22 protein-coding genes are annotated in these 15,121 nt (G+C 66.0%); 7 read left to right on the top strand and 15 right to left on the bottom strand.

Features of this window, described 5'->3' with window-relative positions; genetic code table 11:
• Nucleotides 1-36: 36 nt before the first annotated feature.
• The 8 genes from nifU to nifE all read right to left on the bottom strand — a co-directional run bounded on the left by nifU (nt 37) and on the right by nifE (nt 5,911).
• Nucleotides 37-939 carry a Fe-S cluster assembly protein NifU gene (nifU, locus tag OPU71_RS00975; protein WP_267724077.1) on the bottom strand — a complete coding sequence of 301 codons (903 nt, stop codon included), beginning with the start codon at nt 937-939 and terminating at the stop codon, nt 37-39.
• Between the two features lie 277 nt (nt 940-1,216).
• Nucleotides 1,217-1,522 (bottom strand): ferredoxin III, nif-specific, encoded by a 306-nt coding sequence (gene fdxB / locus OPU71_RS00970; RefSeq protein WP_267724075.1) that lies wholly within the window; start codon nt 1,520-1,522, stop codon nt 1,217-1,219.
• Between the two features lie 45 nt (nt 1,523-1,567).
• The gene (locus OPU71_RS00965; protein WP_267724073.1) at nt 1,568-1,777 is read right to left on the bottom strand and encodes a CCE_0567 family metalloprotein; all 210 of its coding nucleotides are present in this window, start codon (nt 1,775-1,777) and stop codon (nt 1,568-1,570) included.
• A gap of 12 nt (nt 1,778-1,789) precedes the next feature.
• Entirely contained in the window at nt 1,790-2,251 is a 462-nt protein-coding gene (locus OPU71_RS00960; protein WP_267724071.1) for a NifX-associated nitrogen fixation protein, read from the bottom strand.
• Nucleotides 2,248-2,682, bottom strand: coding sequence for a SoxR reducing system RseC family protein (locus tag OPU71_RS00955; RefSeq protein ID WP_267724070.1), 435 nt, complete (start codon nt 2,680-2,682; stop codon nt 2,248-2,250). The genes OPU71_RS00960 and OPU71_RS00955 overlap by 4 nt, the downstream gene beginning before the upstream one ends.
• On the bottom strand, nt 2,679-3,212 hold the full coding sequence (locus OPU71_RS00950; RefSeq protein WP_267724069.1) for a NifB/NifX family molybdenum-iron cluster-binding protein: 534 nt from the start codon (nt 3,210-3,212) through the stop codon (nt 2,679-2,681). Before OPU71_RS00950 ends, OPU71_RS00955 begins: the two co-directional genes overlap by 4 nt.
• On the bottom strand, nt 3,109-4,515 hold the full coding sequence (gene nifN, locus OPU71_RS00945; RefSeq protein ID WP_267724068.1) for a nitrogenase iron-molybdenum cofactor biosynthesis protein NifN: 1,407 nt from the start codon (nt 4,513-4,515) through the stop codon (nt 3,109-3,111). Before nifN ends, OPU71_RS00950 begins: the two co-directional genes overlap by 104 nt.
• Before the next feature lies 1 nt (nt 4,516).
• Complete coding sequence (nifE, locus tag OPU71_RS00940; protein ID WP_267724067.1) at nt 4,517-5,911, bottom strand: nitrogenase iron-molybdenum cofactor biosynthesis protein NifE; 1,395 nt, start codon at nt 5,909-5,911, stop codon at nt 4,517-4,519.
• A gap of 212 nt (nt 5,912-6,123) precedes the next feature.
• On the opposite strand from nifE, the gene OPU71_RS00935 reads away from it, so the two are divergent.
• Nucleotides 6,124-6,657, top strand: coding sequence for a nitrogen fixation protein NifQ (locus OPU71_RS00935; RefSeq protein ID WP_267724066.1), 534 nt, complete (start codon nt 6,124-6,126; stop codon nt 6,655-6,657).
• A 282-nt stretch (nt 6,658-6,939) separates the two neighbouring features.
• Nucleotides 6,940-7,272: a hypothetical protein gene (locus tag OPU71_RS00930; RefSeq protein WP_267724065.1), complete on the top strand. Its 333-nt coding sequence runs from the start codon at nt 6,940-6,942 to the stop codon at nt 7,270-7,272.
• A gap of 110 nt (nt 7,273-7,382) precedes the next feature.
• On the opposite strand, the gene OPU71_RS00925 is transcribed toward OPU71_RS00930, so the two are convergent.
• On the bottom strand, nt 7,383-7,811 hold the full coding sequence (locus OPU71_RS00925) for a TOBE domain-containing protein (RefSeq protein WP_267724064.1): 429 nt from the start codon (nt 7,809-7,811) through the stop codon (nt 7,383-7,385).
• 185 nt (nt 7,812-7,996) lie between these two features.
• Here OPU71_RS00925 and OPU71_RS00920 point away from each other — a divergent pair, with 185 nt between their 5' ends.
• The 5 genes from OPU71_RS00920 to OPU71_RS00900 all read left to right on the top strand — a co-directional run bounded on the left by OPU71_RS00920 (nt 7,997) and on the right by OPU71_RS00900 (nt 11,820).
• Nucleotides 7,997-8,809, top strand: a complete 813-nt coding sequence (locus OPU71_RS00920; RefSeq protein ID WP_267724063.1) for a TOBE domain-containing protein — start codon at nt 7,997-7,999, stop codon at nt 8,807-8,809.
• Between the two features lie 27 nt (nt 8,810-8,836).
• On the top strand, nt 8,837-9,577 hold the full coding sequence (gene modA / locus OPU71_RS00915) for a molybdate ABC transporter substrate-binding protein (protein WP_267724061.1): 741 nt from the start codon (nt 8,837-8,839) through the stop codon (nt 9,575-9,577).
• Nucleotides 9,578-9,616: 39 nt separating this feature from the next.
• A complete protein-coding gene (gene modB, locus OPU71_RS00910) occupies nt 9,617-10,309 on the top strand; it encodes a molybdate ABC transporter permease subunit (protein WP_267724059.1) in 693 nt (230 codons plus the stop codon).
• Nucleotides 10,302-11,390: a molybdenum ABC transporter ATP-binding protein gene (gene modC / locus OPU71_RS00905; protein ID WP_267724057.1), complete on the top strand. Its 1,089-nt coding sequence runs from the start codon at nt 10,302-10,304 to the stop codon at nt 11,388-11,390. Before modB ends, modC begins: the two co-directional genes overlap by 8 nt.
• A gap of 61 nt (nt 11,391-11,451) precedes the next feature.
• Entirely contained in the window at nt 11,452-11,820 is a 369-nt protein-coding gene (locus OPU71_RS00900) for a DUF2845 domain-containing protein (protein WP_267724055.1), read from the top strand.
• 44 nt (nt 11,821-11,864) lie between these two features.
• Here OPU71_RS00900 and OPU71_RS00895 read toward each other — a convergent pair whose 3' ends face one another.
• The 6 genes from OPU71_RS00895 to OPU71_RS00870 form a co-directional block, all read right to left on the bottom strand.
• Nucleotides 11,865-12,431 carry a DUF3568 family protein gene (locus OPU71_RS00895; protein ID WP_267724053.1) on the bottom strand — a complete coding sequence of 189 codons (567 nt, stop codon included), beginning with the start codon at nt 12,429-12,431 and terminating at the stop codon, nt 11,865-11,867.
• Between the two features lie 345 nt (nt 12,432-12,776).
• A complete protein-coding gene (locus tag OPU71_RS00890) occupies nt 12,777-13,163 on the bottom strand; it encodes a hypothetical protein (RefSeq protein WP_267724051.1) in 387 nt (128 codons plus the stop codon).
• 29 nt (nt 13,164-13,192) lie between these two features.
• On the bottom strand, nt 13,193-13,783 hold the full coding sequence (locus OPU71_RS00885; protein WP_267724049.1) for an NAD(P)H-dependent oxidoreductase: 591 nt from the start codon (nt 13,781-13,783) through the stop codon (nt 13,193-13,195).
• 37 nt (nt 13,784-13,820) lie between these two features.
• The gene (gene cowN, locus OPU71_RS00880; RefSeq protein WP_267724047.1) at nt 13,821-14,141 is read right to left on the bottom strand and encodes a N(2)-fixation sustaining protein CowN; all 321 of its coding nucleotides are present in this window, start codon (nt 14,139-14,141) and stop codon (nt 13,821-13,823) included.
• Nucleotides 14,131-14,406, bottom strand: a complete 276-nt coding sequence (locus OPU71_RS00875) for a DUF6129 family protein (RefSeq protein WP_267724045.1) — start codon at nt 14,404-14,406, stop codon at nt 14,131-14,133. The genes cowN and OPU71_RS00875 overlap by 11 nt, the downstream gene beginning before the upstream one ends.
• On the bottom strand, nt 14,403-15,104 hold the full coding sequence (locus tag OPU71_RS00870) for a dinitrogenase iron-molybdenum cofactor biosynthesis protein (protein WP_267724043.1): 702 nt from the start codon (nt 15,102-15,104) through the stop codon (nt 14,403-14,405). The genes OPU71_RS00875 and OPU71_RS00870 overlap by 4 nt, the downstream gene beginning before the upstream one ends.
• Nucleotides 15,105-15,121: the final 17 nt, after the last annotated feature.

Here is a 15,121-nt window from a genome sequence, read left to right as displayed (position 1 = left end):
GCTCCGTTGGGGGGTCGGATGTTCCTGGCGGCGCGTTCAGCGCGCCATCTCGAGCTGGCTGGCGGGCAAGAGGCGCACGTACTCGCCCAGATCCTCGAACAGCTTTTGCTGGATCGCGCCGAGCGTGGCCGCCTCTAGCGCGCAGCCCATGCAGGCGCCTTTCAGATTGACGTAGATGTTCTTGCCGACGATGTCGACCACTTCGATGTCGCCGTTGTCCTTTTGCAGCATCGGGCGGACCGATTCGATGATCTCTTCGATCTTGCGCATGCGTTGAAGGTTGGTCATGCGCGGCTTTTCGGCGGGCGCTGCGGCAACCGGTTCGGGCGCGGCCACGGCCGGGGCGGCCTCGATCGCGCCGGCTTCGCAGCGGGCCGCGACGATGCCGATGAGTACGTCTTCAATCTTCTCGTGGCACGAGGCGCAGGCGCCGCCGGCCTTGGTGAAGTTGGTGACCTGCTCAAGCGTGGTGAGTCCGTTTTCGCGCACCACGCGTTCGATCAGCGCCGAGTCGATCGCGTAGCACTTGCAGATCAGCTCACCTTCTTCGTGATCGTCTTGCCAGGCTTCGCCGCGGTAGTTCGCAATCGCGGCCTGCAGCGCTTCGCGTCCCATCACCGAGCAGTGCATCTTCTCCGGCGGCAGGCCGTCGAGAAAGGCCGCGATGTCCTGGTTGCTGATCTTCAGCGCTTCGTCGAGCGTCTTGCCCTTGACGATCTCGGTCAGTGCCGAGCTGGACGCAATCGCCGAGCCGCAGCCAAAGGTCTGGAAGCGGGCATCGCGGATGATCTCGGTTGCCGGGTCAACATCGAGCATCAGGCGCAGCGCATCGCCGCATTGGATCGAACCCACATCACCGACGGCGTTGGCGCTTTCGAGCGAGCCGGCGTTGCGTGGGTTGAAGAAGTGTTCTTTAACCTTTTCGGTGTAGTCCCACATGGCTGGCTCCTTGACAACTTTTCGGATGCACCACGATTCCGGGTGCGTGCCAGCACACCAACGCAAGGCGTGTGCCAATCCGGGCGATGCGACGCAAAGGCGCGTGCAGCCGGGCTTGGGGCGACGTTTGTCGGGGCGATTGTCGGACTTGCGACAGGGCGCTGTTCGTAAACCCCACAAGGCTGAATCGCTTGCGGTTTACACGCGCCGGGTGCAAAGCGGCGCCACCGGCCGCGCGGGGGCGGGGCCGGTGGCGCCTGCTTGCGGGCAGCCTGGCTCAGGCTGCGAGCGGCAGAGGGCTGTGGGTGAAGCAGTCTTTCGGGCAGACGCGGCTGCAGGCGCCGCAGCCGGTGCAGTCCATCGGGTCGGCGAGCGCCATGACCGACGAAATGCTCTCGCTGTCATCGTCGTCGTCATCTTCCGGCAGGTCGTCTTCGCTGCGGTCGATCAGTTCCAGCACGTCGCGGGTGCACACCTTGTAGCAACGGCCACAGCCGATGCACTTCTTGGCGTCCAGCGCAATCGCGAACTCGGGGGTCCATGGCTTGCCGCCGCGGGTGATGCCTGTAATTTCGTCTGCCATTTTCAAACTCCAGGGATGTGAATGAATCGAATGATTCGGGGGGGACTAATCGGTAGTGGCGGCACGCAGCCGCGCATCGGCGTCGGCCCAGGCCTTGCAGGCGTCGAAGGTCGACTGCGCAATGCCGGGGATCTCGGCGTAGGCGGCCGGCAGGCGGTCTTCGACCAGGTCGTGCAGTTGGCCGGCCCACTCAGCGGCGATGCGCTTGAGCCGTTTCACGTCCTTGTCGAGTGCGGCGCGGGTGGCGTCATCCATCTCGTGCCTCGCCTACAGACCGGCCACGTCGGGGTGGCGACCCACCAGCTCAATCGCGAGCGCAAGCTGGGTGTCGGCTTCGGTCTTCATCTTCGAGAAACTGTCGAAGCCAAAGCGGTGCACATCGCGCAAGCGGCGGTCGAGCGCGACCAGGCGGCCCACCGTGATCAGCACGCGGCCAAAGCCTTCGTGCGACAGGTGCACCAGCGGCACGGCCATGCTGCCGCACTCCTTTTCGATCAGCACCGCAATCGCGTTGTAGAAGGCGCGGATGCGCGAGAGCGCCACTTCATCCGGGTCGCCCAGTACCGGAATCGCCGCGCGCGCTTCTTTCGTTAGCACGAAGGGGCCGAGCAGCTGCTCGGCAGTCTTTCCGTCGTGCACGCCGTAGCTGTCGAGTGCGCGCATCTGGCGCAGCATCTCGCGCATGAAATCCGTTTCGAATAGCGGGTCGGTGGTGACTGCTGTGTTCATGGTTGAGTGCTCCGGACTACAGTGGGGGAATGACAAGCCGTAACGCTCGGTTGGGCCCAGGCATCGCCAAGCCGGCGGCTCAGCTGTCGCGCGCCGACCAGGCCGGCAAGCAGGCCGAGCGAGGCGCCGAGCATGGCGCCCAGGTTGCTGCCTTGCAGGGTTTCGCCAATCAGTGCGCCAGCGAGCAGGCACGACGCAGGCAGCAGGTAGGCGAGCAATGCACCTTGCGTGAGGCGCTGCAGATCAAGCGAGAGCGATACCGCTTCACCAGCGGCCACGCCGGGCGCAGCCGGCAGGGTGATCAGGCGCTCGGCCGCGTCGCCCTGACAGGCCTTACGCGCGCCGCAGGCGGCGCAGGCGCTGGCGGCTTCCACCGCCACTTGCATCGTGGTGGCGTTGCGGGCGATGACCCGTGCGCGGCGCTCGATCATTCGTCCCACCCCTCGGCGGCCATGCGTTCAAAACGGTCTTCTGCGTCGTCGCGATTGATGCGTCGCTCGATCCAGTGCACCCCGCCATCGCTGATCGCGCGGCGTAGCGACACGAGCAGCGGCTCGATCGCGCTTTGCGCATCCAGGCGCATCGGCTGGATGTCGGCGGCGAGCAGCTGGCGCACCGCAGAGCCGCCCACCGCAAGGCAGTACACCGCCGCACAGCCCTTGAGCGCCTCGATCTTCTGCGCGAGCTTGCTCTCGTTGCCGTCCATGCTCTCGGGGGCGAACTCCAGCACCCCCGCCAGCCGGGCACGCTCCGCGTCGACCGCGTAGAGGACGAAGCCCTCGGCGGCGCCGAAGTGCTGATCCACATGGGTGCGGTCGCGGCTGGCAAAAGCCACCCGCAGCGTGCCCGGCTCGCGGTCAGTGGCGGACCAGGCCAGCGCGACTTTGCGAAGCGAGGGGGTGTTCTTCGCGGTCGCGGGGTCCGCCTGACCAGAACACGGATCGGTAGGCAGGGATGTCATGGTGATGCTCCAGGACGAGATTTGAGAGGTCGAAGAGGGCCTGGCGCGCGGCGCCGTAGCCCACCCAGGCCCGCGCGAAACCGCCGAGCCGGTCGTACTGCGGAAAGCCGGCGCGCAGCAGCGGTACGCCAAGTCGCTCGGCGCACTGCACCGCGTGCGAGCTGCCGATCAGAAGTTGCGCCTGCGCTGCGCGCGCGGCCTGTTCCAGATCCTGCAGATCGCCCACCTGCACCGTGGCGCAGGGCAGGGCAGCGAGCGAGTCGGCCTTTACCGGCGTGGCGGCGGCCACCACTTCGCAGCCGGCGCCATGCAGCAAGGCCACCATGCCGGCGAGCATGTCGGGCTCGCCACCAATCGCCACGCGCAGGAAGCCGGTCATGAAGTGGCTGTCGACCATTGCGTCCTGCAATTGCGCGCGGGCGCGTTCGATGCGCGGCGGCACCGCGTTGCCGCTCAGTTCGGCGAGGGTCTGGGTGAAGCGGTCGCAGGCGTCGAGCCCCATCAGGTGGCCAAAGCGCACATCGGGCACGCCGGTTTGCCGCAGCAGCGCGTCGGCGGCACGGCCCAGCGAGTCGCCGATTACCAGCGTCGCAATCGATTCGCCCATTGCGGCGATCTCGCTGCGTGGTGTGCCGCCGAGCGTCAGCGGCGTGTGTTCGGCTTCGATCAGGTGGCCGTCGAGCGAGTCGCCCAGATCCGGCAGCACGACGGCACGCAGGCCGAATTCGGCACACCAGTCCTTGATCACTTCGATGTCGCCCGGTGTCAGCGCGGCGCTTGGCAGCACATTCACCTGCCGGTGGCGGCGGCCTGCGTGGCGCGTGTGCGGCACCATGTCGCGGATGATCGCTTCGAGCGCCAGCGCATAGCCGCTTTCCTGGCTGCCGACGTAGTCCGGCGTATTCACCGCCACGATGGCGATGTGCGCGTACTGCGGATACGCGGCGCGGAACTCGCGCACCAGGCGGTGCACATCACTGCCCTGGGTTTCCGAGATGCCGGTGGTGGGCAGGCCGATCACGTCGGGTGCGCTCTTCTCGCACAGGGTTTTCAGGCCTTCGATGACGTTCTCGTCCGAGCTCATCACGGTGGCGATCTGATCCATCGCCGTGGTCTGCAGCGGAATCGTTTCGCGGAAGTGCCGTACCAGGAAGACCTTGCCGAACGCGGTGCAGCCCTGCGCGCCATGCATCAGCGGTATCGCGCGCTGCAGGCCGAGGAAGGCGAGGCAAGCGCCGAGCGTTGAGCTGGTTTTGAGCGGGTCGACCGCCAGCGGCTTGCTGCGTTTGATGACTTCGGCCATCTCAGGCTCCTTCCGCTTTGCTGCCAATGGCCCAGGGCGCCGGCTTGCGCACCGCTTCCCAGACCGGGCTTTCGAGGCTCAGCGCAAGCTGGCGTGCCAGTTCCAGCATGCCGCGATAGCCGGCGTAGCCGAACTCGCGTTCCTGGTTGATGTCGAGGAAGGGGATGCGTGCCTTCAGCGCGGTGTAGAGGTTGCGACCGCCGGCGATGAGGATGTCGGCGCGCAAGTCCTTGTATGCGGTGAGCAAGGCCTTGGGGCTGCCGTCCTCGATCATCACGGCGTCGTCGCCCATCAGATCGCGAATGCGTGCCTTGTCCTCGGCGGTGGACTTCTTGGTGCCGCTGGCAACGACCTGCATGCCTAGATCCTGCAGCGCCGAGACGATGGACCACGACTTCACGCCGCCGGTGTAGAGCAGCACGCGCTTGCCGTGCAGGCGCTCACGCCAAGGTTCGAGCGCGGCGTTGATCCAGGCTTCCTCGCGGGCGATCAGCGCTTCGGTGCGCGCACTCAGATCCGCATCGCGCAGCAAGCCGGCGAAGGCGCGCAGCGCCTCAGACGTATCGGCCACGCCGTAGAAACTGCCTTCGAAGTAGGGCACGCCCCAGCGTTTCTCCAGCTTGCGTGCAACGTTCAGCAGTGCCTTGGCGCACACCACCATGCTCGCTTCGGCGCGGTGCAGCGTCTGCACCTCGCGATAGCGCGAATCGCCCGATAGCGTGCCGATGATGCGCAGCCCGAGTTCGTCGAACAGCGGCGCGACATTCCAGAATTCGCCGGCGATGTTGTACTCGCCGATCAGGCTCACATCGTGAACCCGCTGGCCCGGCACCCAGGCCACCGACACCGGTTCAGGCTCGCGGGTGCCGATCACATGCTCGAGCATGGTTTCGCCCGCGATGCGGTTGCCCAGATTCTTGCTGCCGTAGAAGCCTGCGCAGTCCACCGGCACCACCGGCACACCCCAGCGCGCCTGGGCCGCCTTGCACACCGCACCAAGGTCGTCGCCGATCAGCGCGGTGACGCAGGTGGCGTACACGAAGACGGCGGCCGGCGCGTGCTCGTCGATCGCCTGCTTGATGGCATGGAACAGGCGCTTTTCGCCGCGCCCCATGATCACGTCCTGCTCGCTCAGATCGGTCGTCATGCCAGTGCGGTAGAGCGCCGGCCCGGATGAGCGGGTGCCGCGGTTGTCCCACGAATTGCCGGCGCAGCCTATCGGCCCGTGCACGATGTGCGCGACATCGGCGATCGGCAGCAACGCGATCTGCGCGCCGTCGAAGCTGCAGCCGCCTGCCGTGGCGCCCGGTTTGGGGCGCGCGCAGCCGCTCTTCTCGTCCTTGTTATGGGCGCAAGCGGGTTCGTTTTGCAGGGCGGTGATGTCGGAGGCTTTCACTGTCGTGGCCTGGCTGGATCTTGCCCCCCTCTTTGCAAGCGCTGTGCCCGCCCCCCGCAAGGCCCGCTCGGCCTGCATTCCGGGTGCCGGGCCCGCGTGGCGAATCCGACAAAATGTAGGCATTGGCACAGCGGCGCAACGCCGATCGCCGGTGGCCTTGTGGTGTGGCACGTGGTCTGATCCTTGCTGGAGTCAGGCCAAAGGAGTTCGCGATGAATGCACCCGAACCAAGCCTTTCATGCCTTGCCGAAGGCGAACCGTCACTCGAGCACCTGGTGCTCGCCTGTGGCATTGCCAAGAGCCAGCGCCTTGGCGCGCAGCCGCTGATCCGGGGTTTGTCCGACAAAGCCTTCGCGCGGCTTTGCGAGCACTGCATGCCCGGCGCGCCGCTGCATAACGGCCGCAGCGCCGATTCCCCCTTTGACGAGTTCGACGAACTCTTTGACCTGCTCTGCGAACATGCGGCGCCCCGCGATGAGCTATCCACCTGGCTCGCCGCGACGATCGCCACCGCCGCGCAGCGTGACGAGCACCTCTGGCAAGACATGGGCTTGCCCTCGCGGCGCGAGTTGTCGGCGATCCTGCATCTGCGCTTCCCCACCCTCGCGGCGCTGAACGATCGCGACATGAAGTGGAAGAAGTTCTTCTACCGCCAGCTCTGCCAGCGCGCCGAAGTGCCGATCTGCAAGTCGCCCAACTGCGCCGATTGCAGTGACTTGCCGCTGTGCTTCGGGCCGGAGGTATAGCTGGTGGAGTGTGTACTTTCCGACGCTGTGCGTCACCGCTCAGCCCCCCATTTCTCTGTGCCACGCGACGTGAAAGTCGTCTTCGAGGCGATCTGAGGCCCCCGCGTTCGTTTTTCGATCGGGCGATGTGGCATGGTTTTCGCTGTATCCGACCGTGTATAGCGAAAGCGCCGAAGGCTGACTCAGATGAATGCGAGCATTCGAAACCGATGTCGGGAACCGGGAAAGCCCAAGGGCGATCCTGCGCGATCCTGCCGCCGCTCCACGCCGGAATCCGACGAAGTGGACTGGCGCCGCGAGTTGCCGCGGGAGTGGGCCGGGCAGGTGGTTTCGCCGACACTGTTTTCGCGCTTTCGCGAGTACGAGATGCTCGCCGAACGAGTGGTGGGATATGAGGTGGATGACGAGCCCTGCTATTGCGCTCACTACTTCGTGCTCAACACGCTGCGCTCGGATGACGATGACGAGTTCTACCTGGTGCCGGGCTACTGGGAGCGTCTGGTCGCATGGCGGCTGATTGATGGTCGCTGGTTGATCTTCCGCTGCTTATCAAGCAACGAAGATTGTGCGCAATCGCGCAGCTTCTTCAGCTTCGCCGACGAGATGCCACGATGAGGCGAGGACGCTGTTTGAACGGAGTGCCGGCTGCTTTGGCGCGCTCGCCGAAGCGCTTGTGCGCCAGCACGGAGCTTCCGCGCAGGCGCAGGCCCTTTGGCGGCTGTAGCTCAGTCCGCCGCGCCAATGATGATGGACGAGGCCTTGATCACCGCGGTGGCGGCAGCGCCCGGCTTGAGCCCCAGGGCCTCGGCGCCTTCGCGTGTGATGCTGGCGAATACCTGCGCGCCGCCGGGGAGTTTGAGCACGACTTCGGCGCTGACCGGACCTTCGACGATCTTCTCCACGGTACCGGTGAGGCAGTTGCGGGCGGAGAGTTTCACGCTGGCACTTTCGGTCATGATCATGACGTTCGAGGCCTTGACGATCGCGAACGCCGCCTTGCCGATCGCAAGGCCCAGCGATTGAACGCTGCCCTGCGTGATCGTGCCTACCAGCCGGTCGCCGCCCGCCGTGACAACTTCGACTTCTGCACTGACCGGGCCAATCGAGAGCGCGGTGATGGTGCCTTCAAAAACATTGCGTGCGCTGATTTTCATGGTGATGAGCCTTGTGGGGATGAGGGGAGGGCGCACAAGCGTGTCGCCGCCCCAGAATCTATTTGCCCCGCTGCCGACAACACAACCATAGCGCCGTTGAAATTCGTTCGGCCCAATCGTGGCTATGTTTGTGCTGCGATATATTCGCGGAACTATAGCGACGATTTGTGGGTGAGGTGGCGGCAATGAAGCTGAGTCGTTTGATCGGGCGTTTTGGCGTGGATGTGGACGCCGGGAGTTTCCTGGGCGACACGCGAATTCGCCTGCTGGAAGCGATCGACGCAAGCGGGTCAATTTCGCAGGCAGCCAAGGCGGTGCCGCTTTCCTATAAGGCGGCGTGGGATGCGGTGGATGCAATGAACAACCTCGCCGACCAGCCCCTGGTCGAGCGTGTGGTGGGCGGCCGCAATGGTGGTGGCACGGTGCTCACCGACTACGGCCGCCATGTGGTGGCGATGTTCCGCGCACTCGAATCGGAGTACCAGCTTGCGCTCGATCGCGTCACGGCGCGGCTCGCCAGCCCGGCAGACGCTGATCCGCATTCCCTGCGGCGCCTGATGCGCAGCGTTGGTGTCACGACCAGCGCGAGCAATCAGTTCGTTGGGCCGGTGACGAGCTTGCGCGCCGGCGAGGTGACCTTCGAAGTGGGCGTGCGCATCGATGGCCAAAACGAGATCGTCGCGCACATCTCGCGCGAAGGCGCCGAGCAGATGCGGCTGAACATCGGCCGTGAGCTGCATGCCTGGGTCAATGCGTCGGCGGTGATTCTGCTGACGGACGATCGCGTGCGGCTCTCGGCCCGCAACCGGCTGTGGGGCGAGGTGTCACGCATCCATGCCGGGCCGGTGTCGGTGGACATCACGCTGGCGCTGCCGACCGGCCGCAGCGTCAACGCGCTGATCACCCGCGAGGCGCTTGCCGAACTCGATCTTCAGGAAGGCAGACGCGTGTGCGCGGTGTTCAAGGCCTCCAGCGTCACCCTCACCGCATTCGATTGACCCCCTCTGAACCGAAAGGAAGTAAGGATGAAACGCTTGCTGGCAATCTGTTTGTTCGGTTTCGCCGCACTGGCCCATGCCGACGAGGTGAAAGTGGCGGTCGCGGCCAACTTCACCGCCCCGATGCAGAAGATCGCGGCCGAGTTCGAGAAGGCCTCCGGCCACAAGGCGGTGGTGGCGACCGGATCGACCGGCGCGTTCTACGCGCAGATCAAGAATGGCGCACCGTTCGAGGTCTTTCTTGCTGCCGACGACGAAACGCCGGCGAAACTTGAAAGCGAGGGTTTCGCAGCGAAGGGCAGTCGCTTCACCTATGCCGTGGGCAAACTGGTGCTGTGGAGCAGCAAGCCCGGTTTCGTGGATGCGGACGGCAATGTGTTGAAGAAAGGCGCTTTCGAGCGACTCGCGCTCGCAAATCCGAAGACCGCGCCCTACGGCGCTGCGGCGATTGAGGCCCTGAAGAAGCTTGGGCTCCATGAGGGCGTGCAGGCGAAGCTGGTGCAGGGCGAAACCATCACGCAGGCATATCAATTCGTCGCCTCCGGTAATGCGGATCTGGGCTTCGTTGCGCTCTCGTTGATCTGGAAGGATGGGGCGATCGCGAGCGGTTCTGCGTGGGTGCTGCCCGCCGATCTGTACTCGCCGATCCGCCAGGATGCGGTGTTGCTCAGCAAGGGCGCCGCGCAGCCGGCGGCCCAAGCCCTGATGCAGTTCCTGAAGGGTGAGGCGGCGCGGGCGATCATCAAGTCATACGGCTACGCGCTCTGATTTACGGAACCGGGCATCTGCCTGGCAAGGAGTCTTGATATGCCGTTTCTCGATGCCCAGGACTGGGCTGCGGTATGGCTGACGCTGCAACTCGCGACCACCGTGACGATCCTGCTGCTGATCGTCGGTACGCCGATTGCGTGGTGGCTGGCGCATACCCGCTCGCGCCTGCGCGGCATCGTCAGCGCTCTGGTGGCGATGCCGCTGGTACTGCCGCCGACGGTGCTGGGCTTCTATCTGCTGCTCTTGATGGGGCCGAACGGGCCGATCGGGCAGCTCACCCAGGCGTTGGGAATCGGCTTGCTGCCCTTCAGCTTTGGCGGGCTGGTGATCGCCTCCACCTTCTACTCGATGCCCTTTGTGGTGCAACCGGTGCAGAACGCGATCGAGGCGATCGGGCCACGCCCGCTGGAAGTGGCTGCCACGCTGCGAGCCTCGCCCTGGGATACGTTCTGGACCGTGGTGGTGCCGCTCGCGCGGCCCGGATTCCTGACCGCCGCGATCCTCGGCTTCGCGCACACGGTGGGCGAGTTCGGTGTGGTGCTGATGATTGGCGGCAACATCCCGGGGGTGACGCGCGTGATCTCGGTGCAGATTTTTGATCGCGTCGAGGCGATGGAGTACGCGCAAGCGCACTGGCTTGCCGGCGGCATGGTGGCGTTCTCCTTCACCGTGCTGCTCTTGCTCTACACCCTCAACCCGCAAGCACGCCGGAGCCGCGCTCATGGATAAGGACGCGGCCATCATTCTGCGTGCGCGCCACGCCTATCCCGGCTTCTCGTTTGACGTGGACCTGGCCTTACCCGGCAAGGGCGTGACGGTGTTGTTCGGCCATTCCGGATCGGGCAAGACCACCGCCTTGCGCTGCGTGGCCGGCCTTGAGCGGGCATCGCAGGCCTTTCTCTCGATCAACGGCGAAGTCTGGCAAGACGATGCCGCCGGCCGCTTCATTCCACCTTGGCAGCGCCCGATCGGCTACGTGTTCCAGGAGGCGAGCCTGTTCGCTCACCTCGATGTGCGCCGCAACCTCGTCTACGGCATGCGCCGCACCGCGGGCGGCGTGGATGCGGCGGAAGTGGATCGCATCGTCGCGCTGCTGGGCATCGGCCACTTGCTCGATCGCGCGCCCGACAGGCTTTCGGGCGGTGAACGACAGCGCGTTGCGATTGCACGCGCCTTGCTGACGCGCCCGCGCCTGCTGCTGATGGACGAGCCGCTGTCGGCGCTCGACACCGCACGCAAGCAGGAGATCCTGCCTTACCTCGAACGTCTGCACGACGCACTCGAAATTCCGCTGCTGTACGTGACCCACCAGATCGAAGAGGCCGCTCGCCTCGCCGATCACCTGGTGCTGCTCGAACAAGGCAAGGTGCTTGCCAGCGCACCGCTGAGCGAGGCGCTGGCACGGCTCGATCTGCCGCTGGCGCGCGAACACGAAGCCGGCGTGGTGATCAGTGCCGAAGTCGCCAGCCATGAAGCGGAGTGGCACCTCACGCATCTGCGCTTCGCCGGCGGCAACATCTCGGTTTCGCACCGCCCGCTCGAAGTCGGCCGCGCGGTGCGGGTACGCATCCTTGCGCGTGATGTCAGCATCGCGCTGAGCGGGGATCACGCATCGAGTATCCAGAACCGCTTCGCATGCACGGTGACCTCGATTGCGCCGGCCGATGATCCGGCACAGTGCCTTGTCGGCCTGGATGCGGCTGGCACGCGCCTGTTTGCGCGGGTAACCCGCCGGGCTGTCAGTCAACTCGATCTGGCGCCCGCGCGTTGGGTGTGGGCGCAGGTGAAGGCTGTCGCGTTGCTGGAGTAATCTTGCACGCACGCCTCGCAGGCGATTCACCGGTTGTTCAACCCAGCACAGGCGCCCGCCGATGAGATCGAAGTTTCTTGCCGCCATGTTCCTGTCAGCGTTCGTGGCCCTCGCGTCTGCGCCCGCAGCGGCAGCCTTCCGATGCGAGGGCTATGTGATCGACGTCGGTTTGAAGAAAGTCGAGGTTACCAAGCGTTGTGGCGCGCCCATGTCGCAAGAAACGCGGGTGATCTGGCGCACGACCAAGGTCCGCAATCCGATGGTGGTGGGCAGCACGCCGCGCACGACCGGTGCGGTGGAGCAGGAAACCCAGGTGCCGGTGACGATCGAGGAGTGGATCTACAACCTCGGCCCGAGCCAGTTCATGCAGCAGCTCACCTTTGAGGACGGGCGGCTGATCGAGATCGAGGATCTGGGCTACGGCAACTGATCGGCCCGCTTGCCTTGCCCCGTGCCTTGCCGGGGCGGGCGAAATCAGATCGTGGTTTTGCCTTTGGCCGGGGCGCTGGTCTTGCGGGTGCGGGTGCGCGGGGGCTCTTCGCGCGCGAGACGGCCGCTTTCGGCCTTGGCCGGTGTCGCGCTGGGGGCGGTCTCGGCGACGGCGATGGCGGCAAGCGAGCGTTCGATCTGGGTCACCACTTCGGCGGCGGTTGCGCCGTCTACCCGCAGCAGATCCCTGCGCGCGACCACGCTGACGCGGGTGAGGGTGGGCGAGAGCGGCTCGAGCTCGATCGAAACGTCCAGGGTGCTGACGCGAGCCTTGGTGATCTGGCCTCTATCGGTACTGGCCACTTCATCGACTTCCAGCTGCATGCGTTTGGTGGCGATGCGCACGGCCGCGTCGACCTTGCTGAAAGGTTCGCTGAAGGCACGCGATGCGGTGCCGTTGATCTGGTGTGCCAGGCCCGCACTGGCGCCGGCCCCGGCAAGGCTTACCGCAAGCGCCGCGCAGCCGTTGAGCAGGCAGACCATGAGCACGACGGTGCCGCAGCGCAGGATCGTCGTTTGCCAACCGGCTATCGCAAGAGCATGGATCTGCATGGCAATCGGCCGCCGGGGCCGTTCTCGAGTGTTGGCTGGAGGCCAGCAACAAGCAGCGCCCATGCCAGGTGCATTGCACGCAACAGCCTGTTGTGCGGATGTCCAAAAACCCCCTGTTTCATGGCCGATCGGGTGGCCACGATCCTGCCCGGGCGCTTCACACAGAGGGGTAGATGACATTTCTGGTCACCTGCCTTACCTGCCGTGTCACGCCCGATGGCGTGATCGCCGCTGTAGGCGGGCCTCAATCGGCGCCGTGGCGCGTGCCGCAGCGCTGGGCCGGATCAGCGTAGCGCCGGCGATGCCGGTTCGCGGGTTTGGGCCGGCGCACCGCGGGCGCGGCCGTCAGCGCTGGGGCGTGCCTGATTCGGCAGAATGCGCGGCCTTGCCGCCGCAGCCACAAGCACCTTTGCCAGTGCCGCCCTGATGCCCCTTGCCGCCACCGCAGCAGCCTTCGCCTGCATGCGAGGCCTGGTGCTCGCCGCCGCAGGCGCCCGCCTTGGCGTGGGCGTGCCCGCCACAGCCGCAGCCGTGGGCACCGGATGCCCCGTCAGATTGCGCGCCGGACGGCGCATGGCCGCTGCAGCCCGCGTGGGGTTCCGGGCTGCGACTGAAGGCGCGGGCGAACAGGGCGCTGAGGCCATGAACGGCTTTGCAGGGGATGCCGCCCGTCATGCGGCAGAACTTCTGGTGCAGGGTGGCTGTGTCGCCGGCTTGGGTGGGGTCGCACATGGGCGGGGCTTTCGGTGTGGGATTGAGAGTCAGGCGAATACCGTGGTCGCCATGAGGGCGGCGTCGGCGAGCCATTGCTCGCGCAGCGCCGGCGTGCTGGCGATCACCGGCTCGAAGTTGCGGCGCTCAACGCGTTCGATCCCGCAGAAGCCCCAGATGCAGCGCTTCCACAGGTTGTCGAGCGGGTCGCCGTAGAGCGCAAGCTCCGCTTCGCGCGGCGTATTTGAGGTGGTGAATACCAGTGCGGCCTTTGCCTTGAGCTGGCCGATCACGCAGCCTTCGCCCTTGTCGTTGGTGCCGAAGCGGTAGGCCTCGCCGGGCCGCAGCACGCGATCGAGCCAGCCCTTGAGAATCGCGGGCGGCTGCGCCCACCAGTTGGGGTGCACGACGATGATGCCGTCGGCCGCGAGCACCGCGTCGGCGTGTTCGCGGACTTGCGGCGGGGCGATGTTGCCGCGTGCGAGTTCGTCGGCGCTGAAGTTCGCGTCGAAGCCTTCGGCGCAGAGGTCGCGCAACGTGACCTGGTGGCCAGCGGCGAGCAGCGCGTCGCGCACGCAGGTGGCGATGGCGTGGTTGAAGCTGGCAGGCTTGGGGTGCGCCAGCACGATCAGGATGTTCATCGGGGCGGGGTCCGGATGGTTTGCAGGCGGGCCGGCACTAGCAGCATTCGATTTCGATTTGTTCGAGCAGCGCGAGTGCGGCTTGGTCGCGGTGGAGTTCGAGCTGGTCGCGAAGGATGTTGATGTGCGCGTGGATCAGGAACAACTCGTCGTGGCGCGGCCCGCTTGTTGGATTGAGCTTGCGCGCGAACAGCTGCCAGAAGCCGTTGGTCTTGGCCGGGTCTTCGATGTAGGGGCGCAGCATTGCAACGAGGCGTTGCGCCTGGCCGTTGCAGTCGAGCCCGACGAAGCTGGCGTAGCGGTCGCGTTCGTGCGTGTCAGGGGCTGCCTGCGGCGCCGCGGCGTGCTCAATCGTCATCGTCGGTCAGTGCGATCGCAAGGCCGGTGGCGGCTTCGGTAACGCTCGTGAGCGCTGCGCAATGGCCGCCGGTATTGATGCCGTAGAGCACGAAACCCTCACCGTAGGCCATCGGCTGCAGGCGCGAGGGGATGTCGTTGTCGCTGCAGACGGTGAATGGCACGCCGGGAAAGGCGTCGCGCAGTGAGGCGTCCACCCTGGGCATGCGTGCGTTGCCGTTGGCCAGTGCGGCGCAGACCTGCTTGAGGAATTCTGGCGTGATCATGCGTTCTCGTCCTCGGTTTCGAAGCGCTTGAGCGATGGCGGCGCGATGCCCATGACGCGGGCGAGCCACGGCGGCGGGCTGGCGAGGCTGGTTTGCAGGCGCGCCACGCTCGCGCGCGCCGGGCCGGGCAGCGGGAGCTTCACCGGATGCACCTGGGCGCGGATCACCTTGGCGGCGGCCGGGCCACCGATCGACTGCACGTACAGCACATCGCAGTCGGCGATGAGTGCCGCGCGGGCGACGTTTTTATCTTCGGCATACTCGGTTTCGAGCGTCGGGCGCACAGCGATCAGGCGTGCTTCGGTCGCGGACACCTGGTAGATCAGGAAGCGCTCGCAGGAGCCGAAGTGGCCGTCGAGCATCTCGCCGTGGTTCGATGCGCAGGCAAGCCGGATCGAGCCGGGCATGTCGCCCTCGGCGTAGGCGTCCAGCGGGGGCAGCTCGCTGCCGCTGACGCCATCGCCCCAGAGCAGACGCACCGCGTTCTTCAGGTCTTCCTTCTCTGCGACGCAGATGCCGCCCTCACCATCCATCGCCTCGCGCAGCACCTCGACCGAGCAGGTCGAAAGCTTGGTTTCCGACAGGGGCAGATCGAGTTTTTCGGCCAGGGCGAGGGTTAGCTCGCGCGGGCTCACGTTCAGCGCGCGTGCGGCCAGACCGATGCGCAGTGCGGCTTCGCGGGTGATCGAGGTGTTCATGCCGGTTCCTTCGCGCG

The organism is Niveibacterium sp. 24ML (assembly GCF_026586805.1).
In the GTDB taxonomy this organism is placed as follows: domain Bacteria; phylum Pseudomonadota; class Gammaproteobacteria; order Burkholderiales; family Rhodocyclaceae; genus Niveibacterium.
This window is presented reverse-complemented; position numbering and strand designations above follow the sequence as displayed.